The following is a 26,003-nucleotide window of genomic DNA, read 5'->3' as shown; positions in this document are numbered from 1 at the left end:
ATTATGAATTACATATACCCCAATATAGATTTACTCTTCAAAGCTAGCCTTTACAGTAAATAGTAAGAGGATATTTAGGAGATTACTAATTCATGCCTGATGAGCATCGGTTGGAAGAACAATTTCTATCCCAGGAAGCTGAAAGAAGAATATCTGAAAAGCTAGATGACGCAGAAAAAATTGAAATAGATGTACAAACCGATCTGTTGAAAATAGTTCAGGGACAGGCGGATGGAGTTTCGGTTGCTGGCCTTGGATTAGTAATCGAAAAGGATGTTCGCGTACAAGAAATCAAACTGCAAACCGATAGTATTAATATCAATCCCCTAAGTGCTATTTTTGGTCAAATAGAACTCAATGAGCCAGTAAATGCCACTGCTCGGATTATACTCACAGAAGTAGATATGAACCGTACCTTGGCATCAGACTTTGTTCGCAGTAAGATGCAAGATTTTGATTTGAATGTAGATGGTAGAATTGTCAGTTTTGAGGCAGAAAAAATTGAAATATTTTTACCTGGTGATGGCAAAATAGAATGTAGGGGAAGAGTACTGTTAAAGGAAAAGGGAAATACTCGCCCTTTAGCTTACACTGCGACCCTTCGTCCACGCACTAGTTCACAACCCGCTATGCTGGAGAGTTTTAACTGCACTGAGGGAGGAGGAATTTCCATCGAAGTAGTTACAGCTTTAATGCAAAAAGCTAAAGAATGGATGAATATACCATATTTTAAATGGGAAGATATGGTGTTTCATATTAAAGATATAAAAGTAGAAACTGGTAGTTTAGTGCTTCTCGTAGAAACTCAAATGAGGCAAATACCATCATCATCAACTGTAGCATTTACTTAATACTATTGACAGTAGTTAAAAATAATTTTGTTACTGAAGGATGATGTAAAAGTTGTAAAATCTTTCTACAATTTGGAAAGCTACTTATTTCTAAATTCCAACTATGCAAGAGTATGATGTTGTGCTAATCGGTGCTGGACATAATGGACTAGTTTGTGCAGCTTATTTGCTGAAAGCTGGTTATAGCGTCCTGTTACTAGAAAAGCGTTCTGTTCCAGGTGGTGCAGCAACAACTGAAGAATGTTTACCACAAGAGGCTCCTGGGTTTAAATTCAATTTGTGTGCTATTGACCATGAGTTTATTCACTTAGGGCCAGTTGTTGAAGAATTAGAACTAGAAAAATACGGCTTGCATTATTTGGAGTGCGATCCAGTTGTTTTCTGTCCTCATCCTGATGGGAAGTATTTCTTAGCACATAAATCGCTAGAAAAAACTTGTGCAGAAATCGCTCGTTATAATGAACGTGATGCCAAAAAATACGCCGAATTTGTAGACTATTGGCAACGAGCGATCGGTGCAATGGTTCCGATGTTTAATGCACCGCCCAAGTCAATTATAGATATCGTGGGCAACTACGATATCAAAAAATTGAAAGATTTATTTTCGATGATTGGTTCCCCAAACAAAACGCTGGACTTTATTCGCACCATGTTAACCAGCGCTGAGGATTTGCTTAACGAGTGGTTTGATGAAGAATTTCTGAAAGCGCCATTAGCCAGATTAGCAGCAGAACTTGGTGCGCCGCCATCGCAAAAAACCCTCGCCATTGGTGCAATTATGATGGCAATGCGTCATAATCCCGGAATGGCCAGACCGCGCGGCGGAACTGGCGCACTTGTGCAAGCTTTGGTGAATTTAGTCACAAGTAAAGGTGGCGTTATTCTCACAGATCAGCACGTTGATAAAGTTTTAATTGATGATGGGAAAGCAGTAGGTGTACGCGTTGCTGGTGGTAAAGAATATCGCGCTAAATACGGCGTTATTTCTAATATTGATGCCAAGCGGTTATTCTTACAAATGACTGATAAAAGCGATGTTGATGGAGCCGACCCAAATTTATGGGAAAGATTAGAACGCCGCATCGTTAACAACAACGAAACTATCCTTAAAATAGACTTAGCTTTAGACGAACCACTGCGCTTTCCATACCACGCCCACAAAGACGAATATCTCGTCGGTTCTATCTTGATTGCCGATTCCGTGGCTCATGTAGAACAGGCTCATAGTAAATGTACCTTGGGAGAGATTCCCGATGCTGACCCATCGATGTATGTGGTTATGCCTAGCTATTTAGACCCCACATTAGCACCACCAGGCAAGCACACCGTATGGATTGAGTTTTTTGCCCCTTATCAAATAGCCGGTGCAGAAGGCACTGGTTTAAAAGGTACTGGTTGGACTGATGAATTGAAAAACAAAGTTGCAGATAAGGTAGTTGATAAGTTGGCAGACTATGCACCCAATGTCAAGAATGCAACTATCGCCCGTCGTGTAGAAAGTCCAGCAGAACTAGGAGAAAGATTAGGTGCATACAAAGGGAATTATTACCATGTTGACATGACCTTAGACCAGATGGTATTTTTCCGTCCCTTGCCAGAAATAGCGAACTACAAAACGCCAATTGATAATCTATTTTTGACTGGTGCAGGGACTCATCCAGGCGGTTCGATTTCAGGAATGCCAGGACGCAATTGCGCCCGCGCATTTTTGCAGGCAAAACACCCTATTAGCCAAACTTTAAAGGATGCAAGAGATTCGATTATGTCAACTGTAGAGTCGGTATTTGGTATCACTTAAGTTTTGCAAAATAGAGCCTGTTATTGTAAATCAAAGGGTTTAAAACCCCAACTATTACACTACACGTAGTACCATTTTCAGACGGGGTTTAAATTCCCGTCTGTTTGCATAGCGTGCCGTAGGCAAGCTGATGTACTTTTGAGTTGCATACTTTCAGTCGCTAGAAAGAAAGACGCAAAGATAGAATTTGAATAATGATTATCTTAGATAATTGCTTGGCAAAATGAAGCAAATAACAGCATCTTATAGTAAAAAGCTAATACGATTGCTTACGTCATCGCACCCTTGTTAATTAAAATGGAAATTATCACACGAGTGCGATGTCTAGAACAGGCAATGCTTACGCTACCTATAAGCAACACAAATAATTGTTTTTTGAGTGAAGTAGGTTGTGAGTAATTGCTTTATGTGTATTTAATATGATAATGTAATTTACGCTTGATTTTCAGAAACATCTATTCATCGTCAAGAAAGTTCTTTCTCAAAATATTAAGTAAATTAATGGGTAAAAACTAGTGTATTTTGATAATACTCAAAAAACAAACAGATTTTAACATTATCTAAGAATTTTTGTAGGTACAGCATGGTTTTTCAGCGCTGCTTCATTGCATCTAGCTTAATAGCTTTCTTCGCATTTGGTTGTAGTGGTGGGACAAACTCATCGACAGAAAAGACTACACAAGTTGTCCAAGAAAGTAATGTAACCCAACTTTTCATAGAAGCGAAGGCTACGCAAAAAGCAGAAGATTTCTTTCACCAAGGCAATCATTTATTAGATCGACAAAGTTACGAAGATGCTATAAAAGCTTATGATAAAGCGATCGCCATCAAAGTTGAGAATCCGGAAGCGTGGATTAACCGTGGCATAGCCTTAACATCGTTGCAACGCTACAAAGACGCTCTTGTATCTTACGATAAAGCGATCGCCATCCAACCCGACAAGTACGAAGCTTGGTATAATCGCGGTATAGCCTTAACATCGTTGCAACGCTACAAAGACGCTATTGCATCTTACAACAAAGCGATCGCCATCCAACCCGACAAGTACGAAGCCTTAATTAACCGAGGCATAGCTTTGACAAAGCTGCACCGCTACCAAGATGCGATCGCATCTTATAATAGAGCGATCGCCATCAAGCAAGATTTGCACCAAGCATATTACAACAAAGCTTGCTCTTATGCTTTACAAAGCAATCTGGAATTAGCAATTGAGAACCTAGACAAAGCAATCGAGTTTGTTCCTGATAAATACAAAAAATTAGCAAAAACTGACCCAGACTTTAGCAAAGTGCGTAGTAAAAAGCAGTTTCAGGAATTACTACAATAGTATCTTATCGCCACCACTCAGTGTAAAATATGGGCCTGCTGTAGAAAGTATTTTTTCTTGAGCGGTTTACGATTAGACATGAAAAAATTGTTAATCACCGGAGCAAGTGGTTTCTTAGGATGGCATCTTTGCCAGCTTGCAAAACAAGAATGGGAGATTTATGGCACTTATTTATCCCATCCTTTAGAGATTCCTGGCATCAAAATGTTGAAAATTGACTTAACAGCTTTTCAGGAATTGCAGCGCATATTTAATGATGTCAAACCAACAGCAGTTATTCATACTGCTGCACATTCGCAACCAAATTTTTGTCAAACCCACCCTGAAGAATCGCACGCAATTAACGTTACAGCATCCTGCAATATTGCCGGACTTTGCGCGGATAATTCTATTCCTTGTGCTTTTACTTCAACCGATTTAGTTTTTGATGGCTTAAATGCCCCATATCGAGAAACAGATGCCGTGTGCCCTGTCAATCTTTACGGTGAGCAAAAAGCGATCGCAGAAGCAGATATGCTAGAAAGGTATCCGATGACCGCAGTGTGTCGAATGCCGTTGATGTTTGGTGCAGCAACACCTACAGCAAATAGCTTTATTCAGCCATTTATTGAGACTTTGCAAGCCGAAAAACAACTAAGTTTATTTATAGATGAATTTCGTACACCAGTAAGTGGAACAACTGCTGCCAAAGGACTTTTATTAGCATTAGAAAAAGTTAACGGCATCATTCATTTAGGCGGCAAAGAGCGGATTTCACGTTATGATTTTGGACAGATATTAGTGGAAGTATTTCAACTTCCTAGCACTGGGCTTAAATCCTGCCGACAAAAAGATGTGAAAATGGCAGCACCTAGACCAGCAGATGTCTCTTTAGATAGTTGCAAAGCTTTTGCATTGGGATATCAGCCTTTATCTGTAAGGGAAGAATTAGAGGCAATACAATTCAGTTAAGGCTATAGGCTATTTTGGGATACAAATACCTGCGGTAGGCAACGCGTAGGCATCGTAACGGAAAATCTACTGTTATTGAGAATTTAGTAATCTAATTGATAATTTAACCCCAATCTTACAAAATTGCGCTGCTCCCTTTTTTGACAGACAAGTGACGGTTTCCTCTAACTTTTCCCCCTCATAATAATTTACGTCTGCTCTGTGGTTATCGACTAACTTTTTTATTGTCAAACTAAAATTAAACTTTATTTTTACCTTTGATTAAAGTCTGCTTAAACTCATAATTTTAAAATAGATTATCTCAAAAAAATTAGACAGTTGTTTGCTTCTTATTGAAAAAGAGAAAAATATTGATATTCATAAGTGGTGATAACAATTATGAATATCAATTTTAAAAATAAGTAAGTTAAACAAAAGCTATTTTTTAGCTTGTAATTGCATTGTTTCCAGAAGTTGATGGTGAGGAAAATTGAGATGAAAATGATTTCCAAATTATTGGTTGCTGCTACTATTACTTTAGGTTTTGCTACCTTAAATGCAAAATCTGCATCTGCTGCAATTCTTAATTACGCTTTCACAGTTGATAGTCCAGTAACTAAGGGAAACGGCTTTTTTAGCTTTGATGACTCAACCTTCAGCAATGACTATAATCCTGAAGCTCCCATTAAATCGCTCTCTTTCAGTTTTGATGGCGATACCGTTTACACTGAAAAAGATGATGCCAACTACCCAGATTTTCCTCTTGTCTTTCAAACCACATCTTTAACAGGACAAACATATTTTGCATTAGATTATCAGTTCAATGATAAAGCTAATCCTTCCAGTTCTATCAGTTATGAAATTATTGGTGAGGATTTTACAATTTTCTCTAAAACTTCTCCAGATGCTGAATTGATATCTGGTAAAGTTTCTTATAAACAAGTACCTGAACCTACACCTTTAGTTGGAGTTATCTTTGCTTGTAGCCTTGGCTGGATGATCAAGAAAAACGTTGGCTCAATGAAAAAGGTTAAAGTCTAACCTTGATTAAGTTGATATTAACGCTTTCTTTGCCAAAAATTAATCTCTTATTAGTAGGCTTTTCTGTAGCAAAACAACATCTAACACAATGATACTAAGAGAAAAATTGGGAATTAAAACCTGATTTTGGTAAGGGAATTAGTTACGAATGTCTATGATTACCCTGCCTTCTTCGTGTTAGCTGTTGCTGTACTTTAACTTACCTGTTAGCCAGGAGTAGAGAATGGTAGATTACCAGAATTTTGAGCAGTTCCTGCACAGTCGGATGAAACGACGCAACTTAATTATCGGGGCAGGAGCATTATCTGGTTTAGCGATCGCTAACCAATTTTCTCCTCAAAGAGCGATTGCCACCAGCAGATTTTCCAATTATCCTTTCACTTTAGGTGTAGCATCGGGCGATCCTTATCCTACCAGCGTAGTGATTTGGACTCGTCTCGCACCTGAACCTTTAAATGGAGGTGGAATGCCACCTGTGAATGTACCAATTCGCTGGGAAATAGCAACCGATCCCGACATGAGGCGGATTGTCTCTAGAGGTACGGTACTGGCAACTCCACAACTAGCTCATTCAGTACGAGTTGTCGTAGAAGGCTTGCAATCTGATACTTGGTACTGGTATCGGTTTCTTGTCGGTCAAGATGCTAGCCCTATTGGTCGCACTCGGACAGCGCCTCTAACAGGTGGCTACTTAAATAAATTAAACTTTGCCCTTGTTTCCTGTCAGCACTACGAGCAGGGATACTATACTGCTTACAAATATATTGCCCAGGATGACCTCGATTTAGTAGTTCATGTTGGCGATTACATCTACGAAGGAGGAATCTCAAATAATCGCCCCAGAAAACACAACAGTGCAGAAATTTTGACTTTAGAAGATTATCGCAACCGTCACGCTCTTTATAAAACCGATACCAATCTGCAAGCAGCTCATGCAGCCTTTCCCTGGATTGTTACCTGGGATGACCACGAAGTAGAAAACAACTACGCCAACTATATTTCAGAAGTTGATACTGAACCAGATCAAGATCCGGCTATTTTCCTCCAACGACGGGCTGCTGCCTATCAGGCTTACTACGAACATATGCCACTGCGCCCCTTCTCGCGTCCCGTTGGCCCCGATATGCAACTTTACCGTCGGCTTTCTTTTGGTAACTTAGCCACCTTCCATGTCTTAGATACCCGCCAATATCGCACCGATCAGCCCTGCGGTGATGGTACTAAACAACGTCCTTGTGGAGAAGATCCCAATGGAACCATTACTGGCAAGCGTCAGGAAGATTGGCTATATGATGGTTTAGATCGCTCACAGGCTAAGTGGAACGTTTTAGCCCAGCAAGTTATAGTTGCTCAGATAGACACAAAAGCAGGGCCTGGCGAAACCTACAGCATGGATAAGTGGGATGGTTATGTGGCTTCCCGCGATCGCCTGATGCGTTTTTTAGAACAACGCAAACCATCTAATCCAGTAGTCTTATCAGGCGATGTCCATTCCAACTGGGCAATAAATTTAAAGGCTGACTTTAATAACCCAAAATCTGCTAAGGTTGGGAGTGAATTCGTCTGTACCTCAATAACCTCCGGTGGAGATGGGGCAGATACCAGCCCAAATGTTCAAGCTTACTTGCCCGATAACCCACACATTAAGTTCTTCAACGGTCAACGGGGATATGTTCGCTGTGCGGTGACTCCCACAACCTACAAGACAGACTATCTAGTTTTATCAAACGTCACAACTCCGAATGGCACGCTTAGTAAGCGGGCTTCATTTGTGGTTGAAAATGGTCGTCCAGAAATACAACAAGCCTAATCGTTTAATTCCCAAGTATCACAACTAAATAATCGCAGATAGAAACAGGTAAATCATCAGTTTTTATCGAAGGTAGGAGTTAGGAGTTTTAATTCCTAACTCCTAACTCTTCACTTCAGTTTAATAAGCATCCATTGGCAGACAAGAACAAACAAAATTGCGATCGCCAAAGGCTGCATCAATGCGACCGACAGCAGGCCAGAATTTATACTCACGAGTCCAAGGTGCAGGATAAGCAGCTTGTTCACGAGAATAAGGATGCTGCCATTCTCCAGCGATGAGACTTTCAGCAGTGTGAGGCGCGTTCTTCAAAACATTATCTTGAATATCCACCTTACCTGATTCAATTTCGGCAATTTCTTGACGAATAGAAATCAACGCATCACAGAAACGATCCAACTCTTGCTTAGATTCACTTTCTGTAGGTTCTACCATGATTGTACCCCCTACAGGCCAGGAGACAGTCGGCGCATGGAAACCATAATCCATGAGACGCTTGGCGACATCATCTATTTCGATCGCAGCTGATTTTTTGAGCGATCGTAAATCTAAAATACATTCATGGGCAACTAGACCATTTTTCCCCTGATACAAAACCGGATAGTATGATTCCAGTTTCTTGGCAATGTAATTAGCGTTGAGAATCGCCACTTTAGTAGCTTGGGTTAAACCATCTGCACCCATCATGGCGATGTACATCCAAGAAATCACCAAGATACTCGCACTACCCCAAGGCGCAGCGGCCACAGCACCAATATGCGAGTGCTGAGTTGAGTCATTGATAGCAACAACAGGATGTCCGGGTAGAAAAGGCACAAGATGAGATGCAACGCCAATGGGCCCCATACCAGGGCCACCGCCACCATGAGGAATACAGAAGGTTTTGTGCAGATTCAAGTGACAAACATCTGCACCAATATCCCCAGGACGGCAAATTCCCACTTGGGCGTTCATATTTGCCCCATCCATGTAAACTTGTCCGCCGTGACTGTGAACAACAGCGCAGATTTCCTGAATTGGCTCCTCAAAGACACCGTGAGTTGAGGGATATGTCACCATTAAAGCAGCTAATTCATTGCTGTGTTTTTCTGCCTTCGCCTTCAGGTCAGCAACATCAATATTACCTTGTGAATCACAAGCAACAGCCACCACCTTCATCCCGCACATCACCGCACTGGCTGGATTTGTTCCGTGTGCCGAAGTGGGAATCAAACAAACATTGCGATGTGCTTCACCCCGATTTTCGTGATATTGACGAATTACTAAAAGTCCGGCGTATTCGCCCTGAGAACCAGCATTTGGTTGTAGAGAAATTCCGGCAAAACCAGTAATTTCAGCTAACCATGCCTCAAGTTGCTGGAATAGGATTTGATAACCTTGCGTTTGCGACGCCGGGGCAAATGGATGAATCTTGCCAAATTCCTCCCAACTTACCGGAATCATCTCAGCAGTTGCATTCAACTTCATTGTGCAAGAACCCAAAGGAATCATCGATGTTGTTAGCGACAAGTCCTTGCTTTCTAGCTTGTGCAGATAGCGCAATAATTCAGTTTCTGAGTGATAGCGGTTAAAAACTGGGTGGGTGAGATATGTACCTGTACGGGAGAGAGGAAGATGTGAGGATGAGGAAGAAGTTAATTCTTCTAAAGTGAACGGTAAATCATCTGTACCAGCGAAAATCTGCCAAAGGTCGATTAAGTCTTCCGGTGTAGTTGTTTCATCGAGCGAAATACCCACAGCAGTTGCATCAAAAACCCGTAAGTTAATTTGAAGTTGTTCGCTAACTGCCAGAATATCTTTTAAATTGCGTCTTCCTAGTTCTACTCGCAGCGTATCAAAGAAATCTTTGGAACTGATGCTGTAACCTAAACGCTTCAGTCCTTCTGCCAATAACACCGTCAAAGAATGGATATTTTCGGCAATTTGCTTCAATCCATCTGGCCCATGATAGACGGCGTACATACTCGCCATCACCGCCAGTAGCACCTGTGCAGTACAGATATTACTAGTAGCTTTTTCGCGGCGGATGTGCTGTTCGCGGGTTTGCAAGGCAAGACGTAATGCAGGCTTACCTTGGGCATCTTTTGATACACCCACAATTCGCCCTGGAACCAGCCGTTTATACTCTTCCTTCGTAGCAAAGTATGCCGCGTGAGGCCCCCCAAATCCCAACGGAATACCAAACCGTTGAGTGCTACCGACAGCAATATCAGCGCCAAATTCCCCAGGAGGGGTTAGCAAAGTTAAACTTAAAGGATCTGCTGCTACCGTCACCAATGCACCCTTAGCATGGGCTTTTTCGATAAAAGCGCGGTAGTCGTAAATAGTGCCATCACTTGCCGGGTATTGCAGAACAGCCCCAAAAATTGCTCGATCAAAATCAAATGTTTGATGATCGCCAACAATAATCTTAATCCCCAATGGTTTAGCACGTGTTTCCAACACATCGATAGTTTGGGGATGGCAATCGCGAGAGACAAAATAGGCATTTGCCTGATTTTTGGAGACACCATAGCTTAAGCTCATCGCTTCAGCTGCTGCTGTAGCTTCATCCAGTAACGAAGCATTGGCAATTTCCAAACCTGTAAGGTCGATAATCAGCGTTTGGAAATTCAACAGCGCTTCTAGTCGCCCTTGGGCAATTTCTGGCTGATAAGGAGTGTAGGCAGTATACCAACCGGGGTTTTCTAAGATATTTCGTCCAATCACAGGTGGGGTGATGCAGTCGTAATATCCCATACCAATGTATGAGCGGAAAACCTGATTTTTGGCAGCAACTTTTTTTAAAGATGCCAGTGCTGCATACTCGCTTTCTGCTTTTGGTAACTTTAGCGGTTGTTTCAGCCGAATTGTCTGTGGAACTGTTTGGTCAATTAGGGCATCCAGGCTGGGAAACCCCAAAACCTTAAGCATTTGCTGGATGTCATCGGAGTTAGGGCCAATGTGTCTTGGCGCAAAACTACTTAACTTTTGACTTTTGTCGTCCAGCACTTGCTGCTCATTAGACTTGAGAATAGGGGCGTTTAATACCACAAATTACTCTCCAGATGGTACTATTTCATATTTTGCAATAAATACTGATGAGAAGTAGGTGTAACTTTTCAATTTATCTAAATTTCATGACTTATTTTCGGGTGGAGTGGAAAGAGGCAGGGGGGCAGGGGGGCAGGGGGGCAGGGGAGCAGGGGAGCAGGGAGAACTGGGGAGAAGAATTTGCAGTTTTTCCCCTTGCCCCCTGCACCCTTACTTCCCACTCCCTATTCCCCTTCTACTAGGGCACGATACTCATCTGCTGTTAAGGCATCCTCAACTTCGCCAGGGTCGTTGACGCGCACTTTCAAAAACCACCCTTCCCCGTAGGGGTCTTCTGACACTTCTTCGGGAGAATTTATTAAGGCTTCATTCCGTTCTATAACTGTGCCTGTTACTGGTGAATTCAGTTCTTCGACGGCTTTCACTGATTCAATTGTGCCAAAGTTATCTCCTCTAGTAAGAGCATCGCCAATTTCTGGCAGTTCCAAAAAGACGATATCACCCAATTCATGTGTGGCAAACTCAGTAATGCCAATGGTCGCAATTTCACCATCTATTCGCACGTATTCATGAGAATCTAGGTATCTGAAATCTTGAGGATATTCAAAAGACATATCACTTCCTCTCCCTTATCAAAAAAATTATTGCTCTAACAGTCATCCAAGCCATATCTGGTAATGAACCTTACTGTAGATTGAGTAACTCACAACACATTATTCCTCAAAAACCTGGCGCTTGTTAGTTGGTGACACGATTTTTTGACCGATAAAAGGGACGTTTAACCACAACTGCTGGATAAGCTTTACCACGAATTTCGACTTCTAGCTGCTGACCAACAGTTGCTAGCTGTGTGGAAACATAAGCTAAGGCAACGGGATAACCCAGTGTGGGAGACAGAGTGCCACTAGTAACTTCTCCCACGATTTTACCTGCGGATAACACTTGATAGCCATGACGGGCAATGTTACGTCCTTGGGTTTGCAAACCTACCAATCGGCGATGCACTCCAGTGGCTTTTTGCTGTGCTAAAACTTCTCGACCAATAAAATCGCCTTTAGTATCTAAGTGAACTAGCCACCCCAAACCTGCTTCTAAGGGTGTGGTGATGTCATCGATATCTTGTCCGTAAAGTGCCATTGCCGCTTCTAGCCGCAGGGTATCTCTTGCACCGAGTCCACAGGGGATAACACCAGCTTTATGGAGACTTTGCCACAATTCTACCCCCACATCCGGGTCTACCATCACTTCAAAGCCATCTTCTCCGGTATAACCCGTGCGGGCTAGGAAGGCAGGTTTACCTAGTAGGGTTGCTTCTAAATGTCCAAAGGCTTTGATTGGTTGTAAGTTTTCTTGAACTAATGGCTGGAGATATTTAATCGCTTTTGGCCCTTGCACGGCAATTAAGACTTTATCTGGTGAAAGGTCTTGGAATTGCACCTTATCCAGGTCAAGGTGTTGCAATAGCCATGCTTTATCTTTACTGGAGGTTGCCGCATTGACTATGATGAATGCCTTTTGTGTCCCAGTAGCGTCTTCACCTTGATAATAAACAATGATGTCGTCAATAATTCCGGCTTGGGGATTTAACAATACGGTGTATTGTGCTTGACCAGGTTGCAAACGGCTCAAGTCTGAAGGCACTAGTGGTTGGAGTTGGGAAATCAGGTTTTTACCTTGGAGGGTAAATTTGCCCATGTGGGAAATATCGAACATTCCGGCTGTATTTCTTACAGCCTCGTGTTCGCGGCTAATTCCACTAAATTGCACGGGCATTTCCCAGCCGCCAAAGCTGGTAAGGCGTGCTTTGAGTTCTACACCCAATTGATATAAAGGGGTTCGCGCCAAAGATTGAGTGTTGTCTTCTTGATTAGCCACAGGTAATTTTGCGTAGATGCGGAGCAACTTGCCGTTAGGCATCGCACCTCAATATCTATCATCCTACGAGATGCTTTCTGGTTTTACAGTTTTGTATATCGAATTAGGGCATTGGGTATGGTTTATTCTCCTTGTCCCCTTTGTTCCCTTCTGTGAGGTTTAATAGTTAATGGTGCAAGTGTTGAGATTTATTAAGAAGACATTATGAAATATTGGCGACTGTTAGCTAGCTTTGTTTTAGCTATGGTTCTTTTTTTGTTTCCCCTATCGGCGCAAGCTGCAAGTTCTTCCAGTATTACCCGTTCTGTGGGGAATGATGAACTTAAGGCCAAGGATTACTCTGGTCAAAGTTTAATTGGTAGTGAGTTTACCAATCTCAAATTAGAGAATGCTAATTTTAGCAATGCTGACTTACGTGGTGGCGTGTTTAACGGTAGCGTATTGGAGGGAGTAAATCTGCATGGTGCTGATTTTAGTGAAGGTATAGCCTATCTTACAAGGTTTAAGGATGCTGATTTAAGTGATGCTGTGTTGACCGATGCAATGATGCTACGTTCTACTTTTGATGGCGTGGATATCACAGGTACTGATTTTACAAATGCGATTTTAGATGGAATACAAGTGAAAAAGCTTTGTGTTAAGGCAAGTGGTGTAAATTCTAAAACTGGTGCAGATACTCGCAAGTCTTTAGGATGTAAGTGAAAAATATCCCCTTCTTCACTAGTAGAGAGGGGGATATTTTTTTAACTAATTACGAACGAATTAGAATGGACTTCTTGGCATTTGTCGGGAAAAGGGTAAGGGGAAAGGGGGAAAGGTTTGTTATTGGGAGCAACGCGAAAATGTGAGATCATCGCTTTTTGAAGCAGGGGGAGCAGGGGGAGCAGGGGGAGCAGGGGGAGTAAAGAGAGAATTTAGTAACATACGCTACTATAAACACTTCAAAATATATTTAATTTATTTCTCCTCCCCTGCCTCCCCTGCTTGCCCACTTCACTCTCATCGCATTGCTCCCTTTGTTATTTTCCTTTTCCCCTTTAACATGAGTCCCTTTTCCCATCTCTTGCAAAAGTTCTTTTTGCAAGAGGTTTAATTACGAATTACGAATTAGGCAAAGCGATCGCTAATGATATGCTTCTCTTAAAAAGCTTGTATAATTTTCCCGAACTGTCATAGTAGTAGGATGACTTACACCTAAAGTTCGTTCACAAATTCTTAAAGCTTTCTCAAATAAAGGTTTAGCTTTTCTATAGCGTCTGGCATGACGGTAAAGTGCTGCAAGATTATTCAGGCTAATGGCAACATCGGGATGGTTTTCTCCCAGCAGGCGTTTACTCAGTTCTAAGGCTTTCTGATACAAGGGTTCGGCTTTGGTGTGCCGTCCCGTAGATTCGTAGAGTTGTGCCAAATTATTTAGGCTAGTTGCAACATCAATATGTTCTTCTCCTAACAGGCGTTTTCTCAGTTTTAAAGCTTGCTCAAGTAAAGGTTCGGCTTCGCTGTAGCGTCTTGTATAACAATAAAACGCTGCTAAATTGTTCAGACTCGTAGCAACATGGGGATGTTCTTCTCCCACTAGGCGTTTCCACAGTTTTAAAGCTTGCTGATAAGAATATTCAGCTTCGTTGTAACGTCCTGTATATTCGTAGATTAATGCTAAATAGCTGAGGTTAGTGGCAACATCGGTATGTTCTTCTCCCAACAGATGTTTTCTCAATTTTAAAGCTTGTTCAAGCAAGGGTTCAGCTTCACTGTAGCGTCCGGTAGATTCGTAGAGTAATGCTAAATTGTTCAAACTTGTAGCAGCGACATCGGTATGTTTTAAATCAAGACGATTTTGAGTCAGTTCTACACACCGTTGCAACCAAGGTTCTGCTTGCTGATAAAGCCCTTGACCTTGATAAAACCAGGCTAATTTGGTAAATAGAGTAATTAAATTTTCATCGTCTAGATACTGGGATAGGTGGGTTGCAACTTCTCTAATGTGCGGGATATGTGGAGTGAAGTTGAGAATATCTTCAGGGTTCGGCTGTTGCGGAATTAGCTTTGCTATCTCCAACATCATCGCGGCAAATTTAGCTTTTGCTTCATCCGCCTCACTTGACTTATCCAACTTCATTTGGAAAAGTTGCCGAATCAGTGGATTTAGACGATAAATTTCTTTACCTTTGTGTTCTAGCAAATGCAATTTTAGTAAATCAGCTATGGCTTTTTGATTGAGTTCTTGTTTTTTGTCATCTTCTATCGTCTCAATAGATAAAGGAATGTCAGCTAAAGCACACAAACTTAGCAAACAGCCAAAGCTTTGTGCATTCTCATCCAACTGTTCCCAACTCAACTCAAAAGCTTCTGCTATACCGTATTCATAAGGCATCAATGAGTTAGCATTGACTACTGGTTCATCTTCCACTCGTTTCTTCTCTAGCCGCTTCAGCAGTGTTTCCAGAGACAAATCTGGCATTTTATCCAGATATCCTCCCACTAACTCTAGCGCTAATGGCAAATATCCCAAAAATTTACAAATTCTTCTTGCTACCCAAGCTTCTTGTTGCAGTCGTTCCCGAACCACTAGCAATTTTAATAATTTTATCGCTGCCAATGGTTTGAGGACATTCAACTCGCTATTATATTTTGCACTCAGGTAAGCTTGTAACTTTTTTAGTTTGCCCCGACTGTTGAAAGTCGCTAACTCAGGATTATTCTGGGCGAACTTTTGATATAGCTCATCTATCCACTTTCTGAAAGCAGCAATATCAACGTTTAATTCGCTGGCAATATGAGTTTCACTTTTATCTAAATTTTCAGTCTTAAAATATTTTACAAAAGCTGCGGTTTGCTCCAGAGATAAGCCCTGAGTAGCAGCTTCTTTGGCTAGAAAATTAGCCCATTGCATAACCAACTTATAAATTTATTTTTGATTCTACTTTGTCTCTATTTGAAAATCTTCTCTCTTTGGGGTAGAAATACCAATTGTATAGATACATTTAAAACAGTGGCTCACCGTTAGGCATCGCCACTTGAGCCTTTGAATCCAATACGCTTAGGTTAGTGCCAAAAACTTTGAACTGTGTAGGTTGGAGAGCTACTGCGCCCTTGCGGTTTCCCAACTTGTACCCCTTCGCGGATCTTGCTTGGCGCAGCGTCTCCCCTTCTCTCAAAGGGCTACGGTGTATACACAAGTCTCTACGTTGTTCAATAGACTTCTTGCATAAGTCGGGAAAAGGGCAAGGGGGAAGGGGAAAAAGTTCTGTATTGTCCCCTTCCCCTTTAACATGAACCCCTTTTCCCCAAGAGTGCAAAAAGCACAAATGCCAAGAGGTCTTTTGAATCTGGGTTTTACCCACCCTAACCACTGCCCAAATTCAAGAAACGACCGCCCGAATTCAAGAAACGATCACCTGAAATCGATGTATTTATTGCCTAAATTCTCAAAACCTCACCTACTGGCGTGGCAAGCTTGCTTGATGTCACAATTTGTAGGCGATCTGCTGATTTTTTGATATTCTGTGTGATTTGTCCTTTTATATTTATGGTTTGTGTGATGATTAATCGTCAACTCTTGACTATTGACCATAGACCATTGACTATAACCATTGACAAATCACAGATGACAAATGACTAATGACTAATCAAAAGCGCGTTTGCATTATCTTGGGTACTCGCCCAGAAGCGATTAAACTAGCTCCAGTGATTCAGGTTTTCCAGAAGTCTTCAAGTTTTGAGTTGCAAGTAATTCTAACTGGACAGCATCGGGAAATGGTTGAGCAAGTTATGCAACTGTTTAATATCAAGTCAGATTACAACTTGGAAATTATGCAGGTTCAGCAATCTTTAAATGATATTACTTGCCGTAGTTTACAAGGGTTAGAAGCGTTATTCAAGGTAAAAAAGCCTGATTTAGTGGTGGTGCAGGGTGACACTACCACAGCTTTTGCCGCAGCTTTGGCAGCTTTTTATCAAAAAATCCCTGTTGGTCATGTAGAAGCAGGGTTAAGAACTGATGATATATTCAATCCTTACCCAGAAGAAGCTAATCGGCGGTTGATTTCTCAAATTACTCAGTTGCACTTTGCGCCAACTCCTTGGGCTGTGGAAAACTTGCATCGTTCCGGTGTTTTGGGTGAAATTCACATGACTGGGAACACGGTAATTGATGCATTATTGAATGTCGCTGCCACCCAAGTAGTTTGTAATGTACCAGGTTTAGACTGGGATTTATATCGGGTTCTGCTTGCAACAGTTCATCGTCGGGAGAATTGGGGAGAACCTCTCGAAGCGATCGCTCAAGGCTTCTTACAAATTTTGGATAAGTTTCCTGATACAGCTTTGCTCTTACCATTGCATCGTAATCCCACAGTGCGAGTCCCGTTGCAGGAACTTTTAGGGAATCATCCCCGAATTTTCTTGACAGAACCTCTAGATTATGGCGAATTGGTGGCAGCAATTGGGCGATCGCATCTTTTGCTGACTGACTCTGGTGGCTTGCAAGAAGAAGCCCCAAGTTTGGGAAAACCAGTACTGGTTTTGAGAGACACTACCGAAAGACCAGAGGCTGTAACAGCTGGTACAGCTAAACTTGTAGGCACTACGAGTGAGAACATTTTTGCAGCTGCTGTTGAGTTACTCAGTGACTCAGATGCTTATGAAGCGATGGCAAATGCAATCAATCCCTTTGGAGATGGTCATGCAGCAGAGCGCATTTTGCAGATTGTGCAAAATTACTTGGCTATTTCATCAGAAACATCAACTTAAGAAGCTGGATTAAACAAGTGCAAAATTTCTGTTTTATCGCGTGCAAAAAACCGGCTGTTACCCCGGTTTTTCATGTTTACTTGTTCTTTTGTAAAACAATACGCTTGGGTTAAGAATTTTTCTCTCCCCCTGCCTCCCCCGGTTACTGAATCTCGACTTCGCTCGATTTCCGCGTAGTCGAAGTATGCTCCCCTGCCTGCCCAATGACGGGCGAGACACTACAAAGTTTTGATTTAAGTTCCTGATTGATTATTTCTCTCGATCCCGCAAGAAAACAGGTAGAACTTGGAAAATCTACTTTCCAAGGGTGGCTACTGGTTAAATACCCAGAGCGGATCGAGTTTCGGGGCCCACAACCCCATCTACTAGTAGACCTTTACTTTGCTGAAAGCTTCTGACTCGGCTAACAGTTTCTTGACCGAAAATTCCATCAATTGTGAGATTACCTAAAGCTGTTTGAACATCTCTGACAAGCTGACCTCTAGAACCGGGGGTAAGAATCACCGAACCACCAACACCGCCAGGTCTAGTTACAGGAGGATTGTTAGGTCTATCACCAATCCATCGGGCAAAAACGTATCTACCTGTAGAAAGCCTAGCAAAACCATTTTCATACCTTTCAATCGCTGGAAGTGTTGCGCCATTCGATATACAGTCAACAGAAGAGTAGTTGGTGCTTGGGCCTGTACGAATACGTAAACAACTGCCGTTAGTTTTTACATAAGCAGCCGAACTCATTTGAATTTGGCTTAAAGCCGCAAGTAATACACCAACACCAGCTAAGGCTAACCAAGCCGAAGATTTAAGCAGTTTTTTCCAATTTAGTTGAGGTTTAGAAAGATTATACTTAGTATTTCCAGATGCCTCTTCTTGAGCAATAAACATCTGAGAATAAGCAAGATATTCCATAAATGCGCTCCTTTATATCAAAAAATCAGTACTCACAGAGAATTACTTGGTTGTTCTCTGTATTTATTCTTAGTATATTTTATATCCCTGTGCTTTTAAAAGGTTTTATTGGTAGCGAAATTAATAAAAAATAAAATTAGCCAAAAGATTCTTAATAAAATGCGATGTCTACGACAAACTGGCCTGTCGTAGACATCGCATTTTCAAAATAAATAAAATTTAGCTTTAAGATTTCTTGCTTACTGGTTTCTCTGTTGTTCTATGCAAATATTCAAGCGTATTGTTGGAGTTCGGCTAAATTAGCAACCGTAGAAGCTAACTCGTCTATGTCTATCGGCTTGCATTGATATCTATCATAACCTGCTAATAGGGCAAGCCTGCGGTGATCTTCGATAGTAGATGCTGTCAGAGCAATAGCTGGAATCTTTCTCCCTCGTTTTGCTTCCAAATTTTTTACCTTGAACAGTAGTGAGTAGCCATCTTCACCGGGTAAGCAAATGTCACTAATTAAAATGTCTGGTCTAAAAAATGACATTATATTTAAAGCCTCATCTGCTGAACCAGCTGTGAGCACTTCTGCTCCGTCTAATTGAAACAGGAAAGTAAGTAATGTTCTGGTATCAGCGTCGTCATCAACAACGAGCAATCGCAGACCGCTAAAAGACATTGATTGATTTGACATTATTCCCACCGCCAAGCTCAACATAGTTGGAGTAGCAATCACATCAAAAAGCACGTATTTGTAAATGTCATTTGATGCCTACTTTACTAAATCTTAAAGGAACTTATTAGCAACTGTCTGTCCGGTGTCGGACATAGTTATAAACTAGTGCAACCTACTACGCTGAGGGCGAAGACTTTTGCGTTACCTTAAAATGATTTACAGCAGATTTTAAGGAAAGTGAGGTACACAAGCTCGCATCTGTTACCCAGATATAAAGCGTGTTTTACTCATAAATTCTGAATTTTGAATTCTGCTGTATTAGCGATCGCGCCTTGGCTGATTTCCCAGCAACCGAAAAAATTCCTTTTGGATGACTCGATAGCACTCGCAGGAAGTTGCTTCCAAATCCTCTCGGTTCAGGATGTTAATTTGACCACGCTGATAGCGAATCATTCCGGCTCGGCTGAGGGCGCTAGCCGCTACTGTCACACCAGAGCGACGTACACCCAACATCTGGGCGATAAATTCTTGCGTGAGCGGAAATTCTTCTGATTCCAAACGGTCAGAAACTGTTAGAAGCCAACGAGCTAGTCGTTCTTCTAGGGTATGAAGACGGTTACAAGCACATCCTTGTGTTAGTTCGGTATATATAGCTCGTACATAGCGCAACAGGAGGTTTTGAATAGCTCCGCCCTGATTGAACTCGGATCTGAAGACATCTGCATCCATCTGCATTCCAGCGCCCCCAATTTGGACAAACGCTTTTGTGGTTGTCGTGTTGCCTCCTAAAATTACTGGGATACCCACCATGCCTTCATTACTCACTATCCCAACTTCCACCGTCGATCCATCTTTCATACAAGTGACTATAGAAATCACTGCGTTTTGGGGAAAATAGACGTATGTGATGGGTTCTCCTGGTTCGTAAATTACTTGTCGAGTAGAAAGTAAAACTAACTTCAAGTGCGGGAGAAGACGCTCGTAATCATTGCTTGGCAAAGCCGCGAGTAATTTATTTACTTGCGGCTTAAGAGTGTTTTCGCTCACTGAACATTATTAAAAGAGAAATTTGATCATAATACTTTAAATTAACTTACTTTTGCCAGTCTGTTCGGTTTCGCACACATAGCTCAAAAAAATTTTTTGGCTCGGTTACTGGGCTTCATGCCCAGTAACCGAGCAAATTCATATTGGATAACTTGATGACACTCGCAGGAAGTTGCTTCCAAATCCTTTCGGTTCAGGATGCTAATATGGCCACGTTGGTAGCTAATCATTCCGGCTCGGCTGAGGGTGCTAGCCGCTACTGTCACACCAGAACGACGGACACCGAGCATCTGAGAGATAAATTCTTGCGTGAGGGGAAAATCTTCTGATTCTAAACGGTCAGAGACTGTAAGTAGCCAGCGAGCTAGCCGTTCCTCCAGTGTATGGAGACGGTTGCAGGCAGCTCCTTGCGCCATTTCAGAGTATACAGCTTGTACATAGCGCAGCAGCACGCTTTGAATAGCTCCGCCCCGATTGAACTCGGCTTTCAGGATATCTGCATTTATCTGCATAGCAGCACCAGAAATCTGCACAAAGGCTGTTGTGGTTGTGGTGTTGTCTCCTAAAATTACTGGGATACCCACCATGCCTTCATTGCTTACTATCCCAACTTCCACAGTCGAGCCATCTTCCATAGTGGTGACTATAGAAACCACTGCCTTATCAGGAAAATAGACCTGTGTAATGGGTTCGGCTGCTTGGTAAAGGATTTGCCCAACTGGGAGTGGAACTAGCTTTAGATAGGGGACAAGACGCTCATAATCACTAGCTGGCAAAGCTGCAAGCACCTTATTTGGTCGTTGCTGAAAAAGGCTTTTATCTAATGACATTAGAAGTCACTCTCCTTAAGGTAGGTGACTTTAGAAAAGCCAACTCATGGCACAAGGAAAGAACTTCAGAATTTGATCCTAATGTCGAAAGGTGTATTCTCTAAAGGAACACAGGGGCAATCTAAAAAAGCTTAAATGAACAGACTTGTTCAAGTCTGTGCGGTTCCGTACATAGAAGCTTCAAAAAAATTATTTTTTCCGTTTATTGGGCTTATTGCCCAATAAACGGATAAATTCATTTTCTATAACCTGATAACATTCGCAGGAGGTTTTTTCTAAAGCGTCTCGATTCAGGATGTGAATCTCACCACGGCGGTAGGTGATTGTTCCGGCTTCGCTCAGGATGTTAGCTGCTTCGGTAACACCAGCGCGACGCACACCTAACATCTGCGAGATAAATTCTTGGGTGAGCGGAAATTCGTTTGATTCCAGACGATCGGAAACTGTTAGCAGCCACCGAGCCAACCGCTTCTCTAGTCTATGAAGACGGTTGCAGGCAGATCCTTGTGCTACTTGCGTGTATACAGCTTGCACGTAGCGCAGCAGTACGCTTTGAATAGCTCCGCCCCGATTGAACTCGGCTTTCAGGATATCCGCATCCATCTGCATCGCACTATCTGGAATCTGCACAAATGCTGTTGTGGTTGTGGTCTTATCTCCTAAAATTACGGGCATACCCACCATGCCTTCATTGCTCACTAAACCAACTTCCACAGTCGAGCCATCTTCCATAGTGGTGATTATAGAAACCACTGCCTTATTAGGAAAATATACCTGTACGATCGCTTCGCCTGCATGGTGAAGTATTTGCCGAGTGGAAAGCGAAACTAGCTTTAGATGGAGGGCAAGACGCTCATAATCACTGGCTGGCAGACTTGCCAGCAGCTTATTTGCTGGTTTTTCAAGGGTATTTTTGTTTAATGACATTGGAATTCTTCTGAATGTACCCGTCTCTAGAAAAGACAACTCACGGCACAAGGAGAAAATCAAGAGTTTAGCCTTAATGTCAAAAGGTGTATTCCCTAAAAAAGTTTTAGTAAAACACTGAGCTTTTTATGCTCATATTTATAATATAACTAAATGAGTTGTTTATAATCACACAAAATCCAATTAAATTAACTTAATTACATTTGCGACATTTGCGATCGCATAAATTAAATGAAATTATGTTCGTTAATCATTTTGCTATACACACGAGCATCTTTGGAAGCGATCGCAGCGAAAAATTCCTGATTATACAAGTCATTAAAACCTAAATTTTTTTCATTTCTACCAAATATTTTTAGCTCTCCCAACTAGTCTTGGTATATTTTTATTGTTTTAAAAAGAAGATACTTAGAAATAATCAGATTAATATGAATATTTATTAAGACTTTATTTTAGAAGAATCTTAAGATTTTTAATATACTACGGCAAATCTACCGATTTATTGTATTATGTACTCATCCTAAAACAGTCCACCTCACAAATACTCAGTAAAAGCAAGTATTTTCTACTACATTTTTAAAGTTTTTATTACTCAAAACTAACTCATTTATCTGCTTAATTTATGCAATAATAAATAGCTATATGTATTAAATACACTAAATATACCGATTTGTAGTAGTATTAAATTTATATTCTCTGAAAAATTTATATTGGCTTAGTGCCAAATTAAGTATTGTTTGAAGCTAATTTATTTTAAAAAAATAATTCTCTTGACAAAATACAAAATTTTCAACAAAAATATCACTGTTCAATTGACTGAATAACAACGCAGAAAGATGAAGTATAACCAACTTGGCAAGAGTGACTTAAAAGTTTCGGAAATTTGTCTGGGTACTATGACTTATGGACAGCAAAATACTATTGAAGAAGCCCATGAGCAACTAGATTATGCTATTGCCCAAGGAGTCAATTTTATTGATGCGGCAGAGATGTATCCTGTTCCCACAAGTCCTGAGACTTATGGATTAACTGAAACTTACATTGGGGAATGGTTAAAACGTCAACAAAGAGATCGGGTTATTATAGCTACTAAAATTGCTGGCCCTGGTAGAGGCTTTAAATGGGTACGTGGAGGAGCCAAAGCAATCGATCGCGATAATATCAAACAAGCTGTAGATGATAGTTTAAAAAGATTACAGACAGATTATATCGATCTGTATCAAATCCATTGGCCAGATCGCTACGTGCCACGATTTGGACAAACAGTGTTCGATCCAACACAGATTGAAGAAACTGTTCCCATCGCTGAACAGCTAGCAGTTTTTGACGATGTAATTAAGGCTGGGAAAATTCGCTATATCGGTTTGAGTAATGAAACTCCTTGGGGAGTCGCCCAATTTAGTAACGCTGCTAAACAATTAGGATTGCCCAAAATTGTTTCGATTCAAAATGCTTACAACTTGTTGAATCGAGTATTTGACGGAGCTTTAGCAGAAGCAGTTTATCACGAAGAAATTGGCTTACTAGCTTATAGTCCTTTAGCATTTGGCTTCTTGACTGGCAAATACTTAAACGGTAAACCAGAAAAAGCCAGAGTCACTTTGTTTGAAAATTTTGGTCAGCGCTATCTCAAACCGAAAGTCAGTCAAGCAGTAGCAGCTTATGTAGAAATTGCCAAGCGCCATCAACTAAGTTCAGCGCATCTAGCTTTGGCATTCGTGCGGAGTCGTTGGTTTGTCCCTAGCACAATTATTGGTGCTACCACACTAGAACAACTCAAAGAGAATTTAGAAAGCGTAAATGTAGTTCTCAACAAAGACATTTTGGAAGAGTTGGATATAGTTCATGCTCAGTCGCCAAATCCAGCACCATAAGAGTGCTGAGTAGTGAGTGCTGAGTAGTGAGTGCTAATTGTTCTAAAGCGAGTAAAGGTAGGTGATGCACTCTGTTTTAGTTCTTAGATTCAAAACTAGATATTTAGTTAGTAGGTAAATATGACTTTTACAGCAACATTAATTGACCAAAATACTATTCGTCGTCGGGGTACTGGTTTAAGAGCTTACAATCCCGAAAAAGCCTTCAAAGGGTATACACTTTTCACACCTCTAACAGGTCAAGGTGAAGTATACCTCCTAAATCTAGAAGGAGAAGTAGTACACCAGTGGAATCTCCCTTATCCACCAGGGTTATACGGTTATCTCTTGCCCAATGGCAACCTTTTTTATAACGGTAAGACTCCGCCAGAAGAACCACTACGTTTTGCTTTGTGGGCTGCATTCAAAAGTGGCGTTGTTTTAGAAGCAGATCCCAAGGGAAATATTATCTGGGAATATAAGCATCCAGATCATCATCACGATGGACGCAGACTTGCCAATGGCAACACGATTCTACTCGCCATTGAAAAAATACCTCAGTCTTTGGTTCCCCGGATCAAAGGTGGCGTAGCAGGTACAGAACCAGATGGTGATATCTATGCTGATGTGCTTTATGAAGTGACTCCAGGAGGTGAAATCGTTTGGACTTGGCACGCCCACGAACACCTCGATCCAGATATATTTACGATTACACCCCAAGATCATCGACATGAATGGACTCATGGGAATACTGTGGGTGAACTCGCTGATGGCAATATTATAGTGAGCTTTCGCAATATCTCCACAGTTGTAATTGTTGATCGCAAAACCGACGAAATCATCTGGACGTTGGGTGATGATGTGCTAGCACAGCAGCACTTCCCGAACGAACTAGCTAACGGTAATATCCTGATTTTCGATAATGGCGCACATCGGCGTAACATCGCTCTCAATTTCTCGCGCGTGATTGAGGTGAACCGTCAAACCAAAGAGATAGTTTGGGAATACACCGACAACCCGCCCCAAAATTTCTTCAGTTCCTATATATCAGGAGCGCAACGTTTGGCCAATGGCAATACCTTGATTACAGAAGGTGCTTATGGTCGAATATTCGAGGTGACAGTTGCAGGTGAGATTGTTTGGGAATACATCAATCCCCACTTTGCATCTCGGAATATTCCAGGTGAGAAGTCGCCGGTAACTCGTGGAGAGCAAAATACAGTCTTTCGCGCCTTCCGTTATGCACCTGAAGAAGTGCCCTGGCTTTAGGGGAAGGCAGGGGGCAGGGGGGCAGGGGGCAGCACTTCGGCTACGCTCAGTGACCGGGGGCAGGGAGATGAAGGGACAAGGGGACAAGGAGACAAACAAAACTCTTAACTCTCAACTCAGCACGGGCTAAACGCCCCGCTTCCGCTAACAGCACTCAGCACTCCTAACGCCCAATGCCCATTTAAGATTTGGGATTTTGGATGAAAATTCAATTCTCAATGGCGGTTAACAAGTCCTATTTACCAAGGAACTTAAACATGGCTGAAATTAAAGTATACAGTGCAGTTGTTTGTCCTTATGCTCACCGTACCCGCTTGGTACTCCAAGAGAAAGGCATCGACTTCGATTTGATTGAGATTGATTTGCAGAATAAGCCTGAAGGGTTTACCAAAGTTTCTCCTTATGGTAAAGTTCCTGCACTAACTCACGGCAATGAGCGAGTTTGGGAGTCAGCAGTAATTAATGAATATCTTGATGAGGTATTTCCCAATCCACCACTGTTACCCAGCAGCCCCACTGCTAGGGCACAAGCTCGCATCTGGATCGATTTTGCTAATACCAGATTCGTTCCCGCTTTTTCTACCCTGCTGCGGAGTTCAGATCCCGAAAAACAAGAAGAAGCTAAACAGGAACTATACAAACACCTGGAATTCATTGAAAACGAAGGTTTAGCAAAGCTATCTGGTGAAGGCCCTTACTGGTTTGGTGAATCTATCAGTTTGGTCGATTTTACTTATTTCCCTTGGTTTGAGCGCTGGGCTGCACTGAAGCAGTATCGCGGTTTTGGAATACCAGAGCAATTTACTCGTCTACGCCAGTGGAAACATGCTTTGAAAGAGCGTGAGTCTGTAAAAGCGATCGCTCACTCTAAGGAATTCTACATCGAGCGATATGCTAAATTTGCTGCGCCTACTCTCGCTGCTGTTTAAACGTAATTCAACGTGAGTTCGACGAGTGCTATTTTGACCTCTCCCCCAGCCCCTCTCCTACGTTCGCGCAGCGTCTCAAAGAGTCGATGCAATGCCATTGTCAGTCGATGCAATGCCATTGTTAGTCGATGCAATGCCATTGTTAGTCGATGCAATGC

The 26,003-nt window shown here is 41.8% G+C and carries 20 protein-coding genes; 11 read left to right on the top strand and 9 right to left on the bottom strand.

What is annotated here, in order from left to right; all coding sequences use genetic code 11:
- The first annotated feature begins 92 nt into the window (after window positions 1-92).
- The 6 genes from RMX98_RS31000 (at window position 93) to RMX98_RS30975 (ending at window position 7,757) form a co-directional block, all read left to right on the top strand.
- Window positions 93-851 carry a DUF2993 domain-containing protein gene (locus tag RMX98_RS31000; protein WP_322679770.1) on the top strand — a complete coding sequence of 253 codons (759 nt, stop codon included), beginning with the start codon at window positions 93-95 and terminating at the stop codon, window positions 849-851.
- A 103-nt stretch (window positions 852-954) separates the two neighbouring features.
- Window positions 955-2,649, top strand: a complete 1,695-nt coding sequence (gene crtO, locus RMX98_RS30995; RefSeq protein ID WP_322679769.1) for a beta-carotene ketolase CrtO — start codon at window positions 955-957, stop codon at window positions 2,647-2,649.
- A gap of 583 nt (window positions 2,650-3,232) precedes the next feature.
- On the top strand, window positions 3,233-3,976 hold the full coding sequence (locus tag RMX98_RS30990; protein WP_409882035.1) for a tetratricopeptide repeat protein: 744 nt from the start codon (window positions 3,233-3,235) through the stop codon (window positions 3,974-3,976).
- A 78-nt stretch (window positions 3,977-4,054) separates the two neighbouring features.
- The gene (locus RMX98_RS30985) at window positions 4,055-4,927 is read left to right on the top strand and encodes an NAD(P)-dependent oxidoreductase (protein ID WP_322679767.1); all 873 of its coding nucleotides are present in this window, start codon (window positions 4,055-4,057) and stop codon (window positions 4,925-4,927) included.
- Window positions 4,928-5,401: 474 nt separating this feature from the next.
- A complete protein-coding gene (locus tag RMX98_RS30980) occupies window positions 5,402-5,947 on the top strand; it encodes a PEP-CTERM sorting domain-containing protein (RefSeq protein ID WP_322679766.1) in 546 nt (181 codons plus the stop codon).
- 223 nt (window positions 5,948-6,170) lie between these two features.
- Entirely contained in the window at window positions 6,171-7,757 is a 1,587-nt protein-coding gene (locus RMX98_RS30975; protein WP_322679765.1) for an alkaline phosphatase, read from the top strand.
- Between the two features lie 120 nt (window positions 7,758-7,877).
- Here RMX98_RS30975 and gcvP read toward each other — a convergent pair whose 3' ends face one another.
- The 3 genes from gcvP to gcvT all read right to left on the bottom strand — a co-directional run bounded on the left by gcvP (window position 7,878) and on the right by gcvT (window position 12,665).
- Window positions 7,878-10,790, bottom strand: a complete 2,913-nt coding sequence (gene gcvP, locus RMX98_RS30970) for an aminomethyl-transferring glycine dehydrogenase (protein ID WP_322679764.1) — start codon at window positions 10,788-10,790, stop codon at window positions 7,878-7,880.
- 224 nt (window positions 10,791-11,014) lie between these two features.
- Window positions 11,015-11,404 (bottom strand): glycine cleavage system protein GcvH, encoded by a 390-nt coding sequence (gene gcvH / locus RMX98_RS30965; RefSeq protein ID WP_322679763.1) that lies wholly within the window; start codon window positions 11,402-11,404, stop codon window positions 11,015-11,017.
- A gap of 124 nt (window positions 11,405-11,528) precedes the next feature.
- Complete coding sequence (gcvT, locus tag RMX98_RS30960) at window positions 11,529-12,665, bottom strand: glycine cleavage system aminomethyltransferase GcvT (protein WP_322679780.1); 1,137 nt, start codon at window positions 12,663-12,665, stop codon at window positions 11,529-11,531.
- A 204-nt stretch (window positions 12,666-12,869) separates the two neighbouring features.
- Between gcvT and RMX98_RS30955 the strand changes: the two genes are divergently transcribed.
- On the top strand, window positions 12,870-13,367 hold the full coding sequence (locus RMX98_RS30955; RefSeq protein ID WP_322679762.1) for a pentapeptide repeat-containing protein: 498 nt from the start codon (window positions 12,870-12,872) through the stop codon (window positions 13,365-13,367).
- Window positions 13,368-13,788: 421 nt separating this feature from the next.
- Here RMX98_RS30955 and RMX98_RS30950 read toward each other — a convergent pair whose 3' ends face one another.
- Window positions 13,789-15,558: a tetratricopeptide repeat protein gene (locus tag RMX98_RS30950; RefSeq protein ID WP_322679761.1), complete on the bottom strand. Its 1,770-nt coding sequence runs from the start codon at window positions 15,556-15,558 to the stop codon at window positions 13,789-13,791.
- Window positions 15,559-16,286: 728 nt separating this feature from the next.
- Here RMX98_RS30950 and wecB point away from each other — a divergent pair.
- Window positions 16,287-17,417, top strand: a complete 1,131-nt coding sequence (gene wecB, locus RMX98_RS30945) for a non-hydrolyzing UDP-N-acetylglucosamine 2-epimerase (RefSeq protein ID WP_322675825.1) — start codon at window positions 16,287-16,289, stop codon at window positions 17,415-17,417.
- Window positions 17,418-17,735: 318 nt separating this feature from the next.
- Here wecB and RMX98_RS30940 read toward each other — a convergent pair whose 3' ends face one another.
- The 5 genes from RMX98_RS30940 to RMX98_RS30920 form a co-directional block, all read right to left on the bottom strand.
- A complete protein-coding gene (locus RMX98_RS30940) occupies window positions 17,736-18,326 on the bottom strand; it encodes a peptidoglycan-binding protein (protein ID WP_322675824.1) in 591 nt (196 codons plus the stop codon).
- A 271-nt stretch (window positions 18,327-18,597) separates the two neighbouring features.
- Window positions 18,598-19,008, bottom strand: a complete 411-nt coding sequence (locus RMX98_RS30935; RefSeq protein ID WP_322675823.1) for a response regulator — start codon at window positions 19,006-19,008, stop codon at window positions 18,598-18,600.
- Between the two features lie 300 nt (window positions 19,009-19,308).
- Complete coding sequence (locus RMX98_RS30930) at window positions 19,309-20,037, bottom strand: Crp/Fnr family transcriptional regulator (RefSeq protein ID WP_322675822.1); 729 nt, start codon at window positions 20,035-20,037, stop codon at window positions 19,309-19,311.
- A gap of 83 nt (window positions 20,038-20,120) precedes the next feature.
- A complete protein-coding gene (locus tag RMX98_RS30925; protein WP_322675821.1) occupies window positions 20,121-20,867 on the bottom strand; it encodes a Crp/Fnr family transcriptional regulator in 747 nt (248 codons plus the stop codon).
- A gap of 189 nt (window positions 20,868-21,056) precedes the next feature.
- Window positions 21,057-21,794 (bottom strand): Crp/Fnr family transcriptional regulator, encoded by a 738-nt coding sequence (locus RMX98_RS30920; protein WP_322675820.1) that lies wholly within the window; start codon window positions 21,792-21,794, stop codon window positions 21,057-21,059.
- A gap of 836 nt (window positions 21,795-22,630) precedes the next feature.
- Between RMX98_RS30920 and RMX98_RS30915 the strand changes: the two genes are divergently transcribed.
- From RMX98_RS30915 to RMX98_RS30905, 3 genes are all read left to right on the top strand, one after another.
- Window positions 22,631-23,668 carry an NADP(H)-dependent aldo-keto reductase gene (locus RMX98_RS30915; RefSeq protein ID WP_322675819.1) on the top strand — a complete coding sequence of 346 codons (1,038 nt, stop codon included), beginning with the start codon at window positions 22,631-22,633 and terminating at the stop codon, window positions 23,666-23,668.
- 120 nt (window positions 23,669-23,788) lie between these two features.
- On the top strand, window positions 23,789-24,916 hold the full coding sequence (locus tag RMX98_RS30910; RefSeq protein WP_322675818.1) for an aryl-sulfate sulfotransferase: 1,128 nt from the start codon (window positions 23,789-23,791) through the stop codon (window positions 24,914-24,916).
- 257 nt (window positions 24,917-25,173) lie between these two features.
- On the top strand, window positions 25,174-25,845 hold the full coding sequence (locus RMX98_RS30905; protein WP_322675817.1) for a glutathione S-transferase family protein: 672 nt from the start codon (window positions 25,174-25,176) through the stop codon (window positions 25,843-25,845).
- Window positions 25,846-26,003 lie beyond the last annotated feature (158 nt).

It is taken from the genome of Nostoc sp. DedQUE02 (assembly GCF_034531035.1).
Taxonomy (GTDB): domain Bacteria; phylum Cyanobacteriota; class Cyanobacteriia; order Cyanobacteriales; family Nostocaceae; genus Nostoc.
Note: the sequence above shows the minus strand (reverse complement) of the source record. Positions and strands in the feature narration are given on the sequence as shown.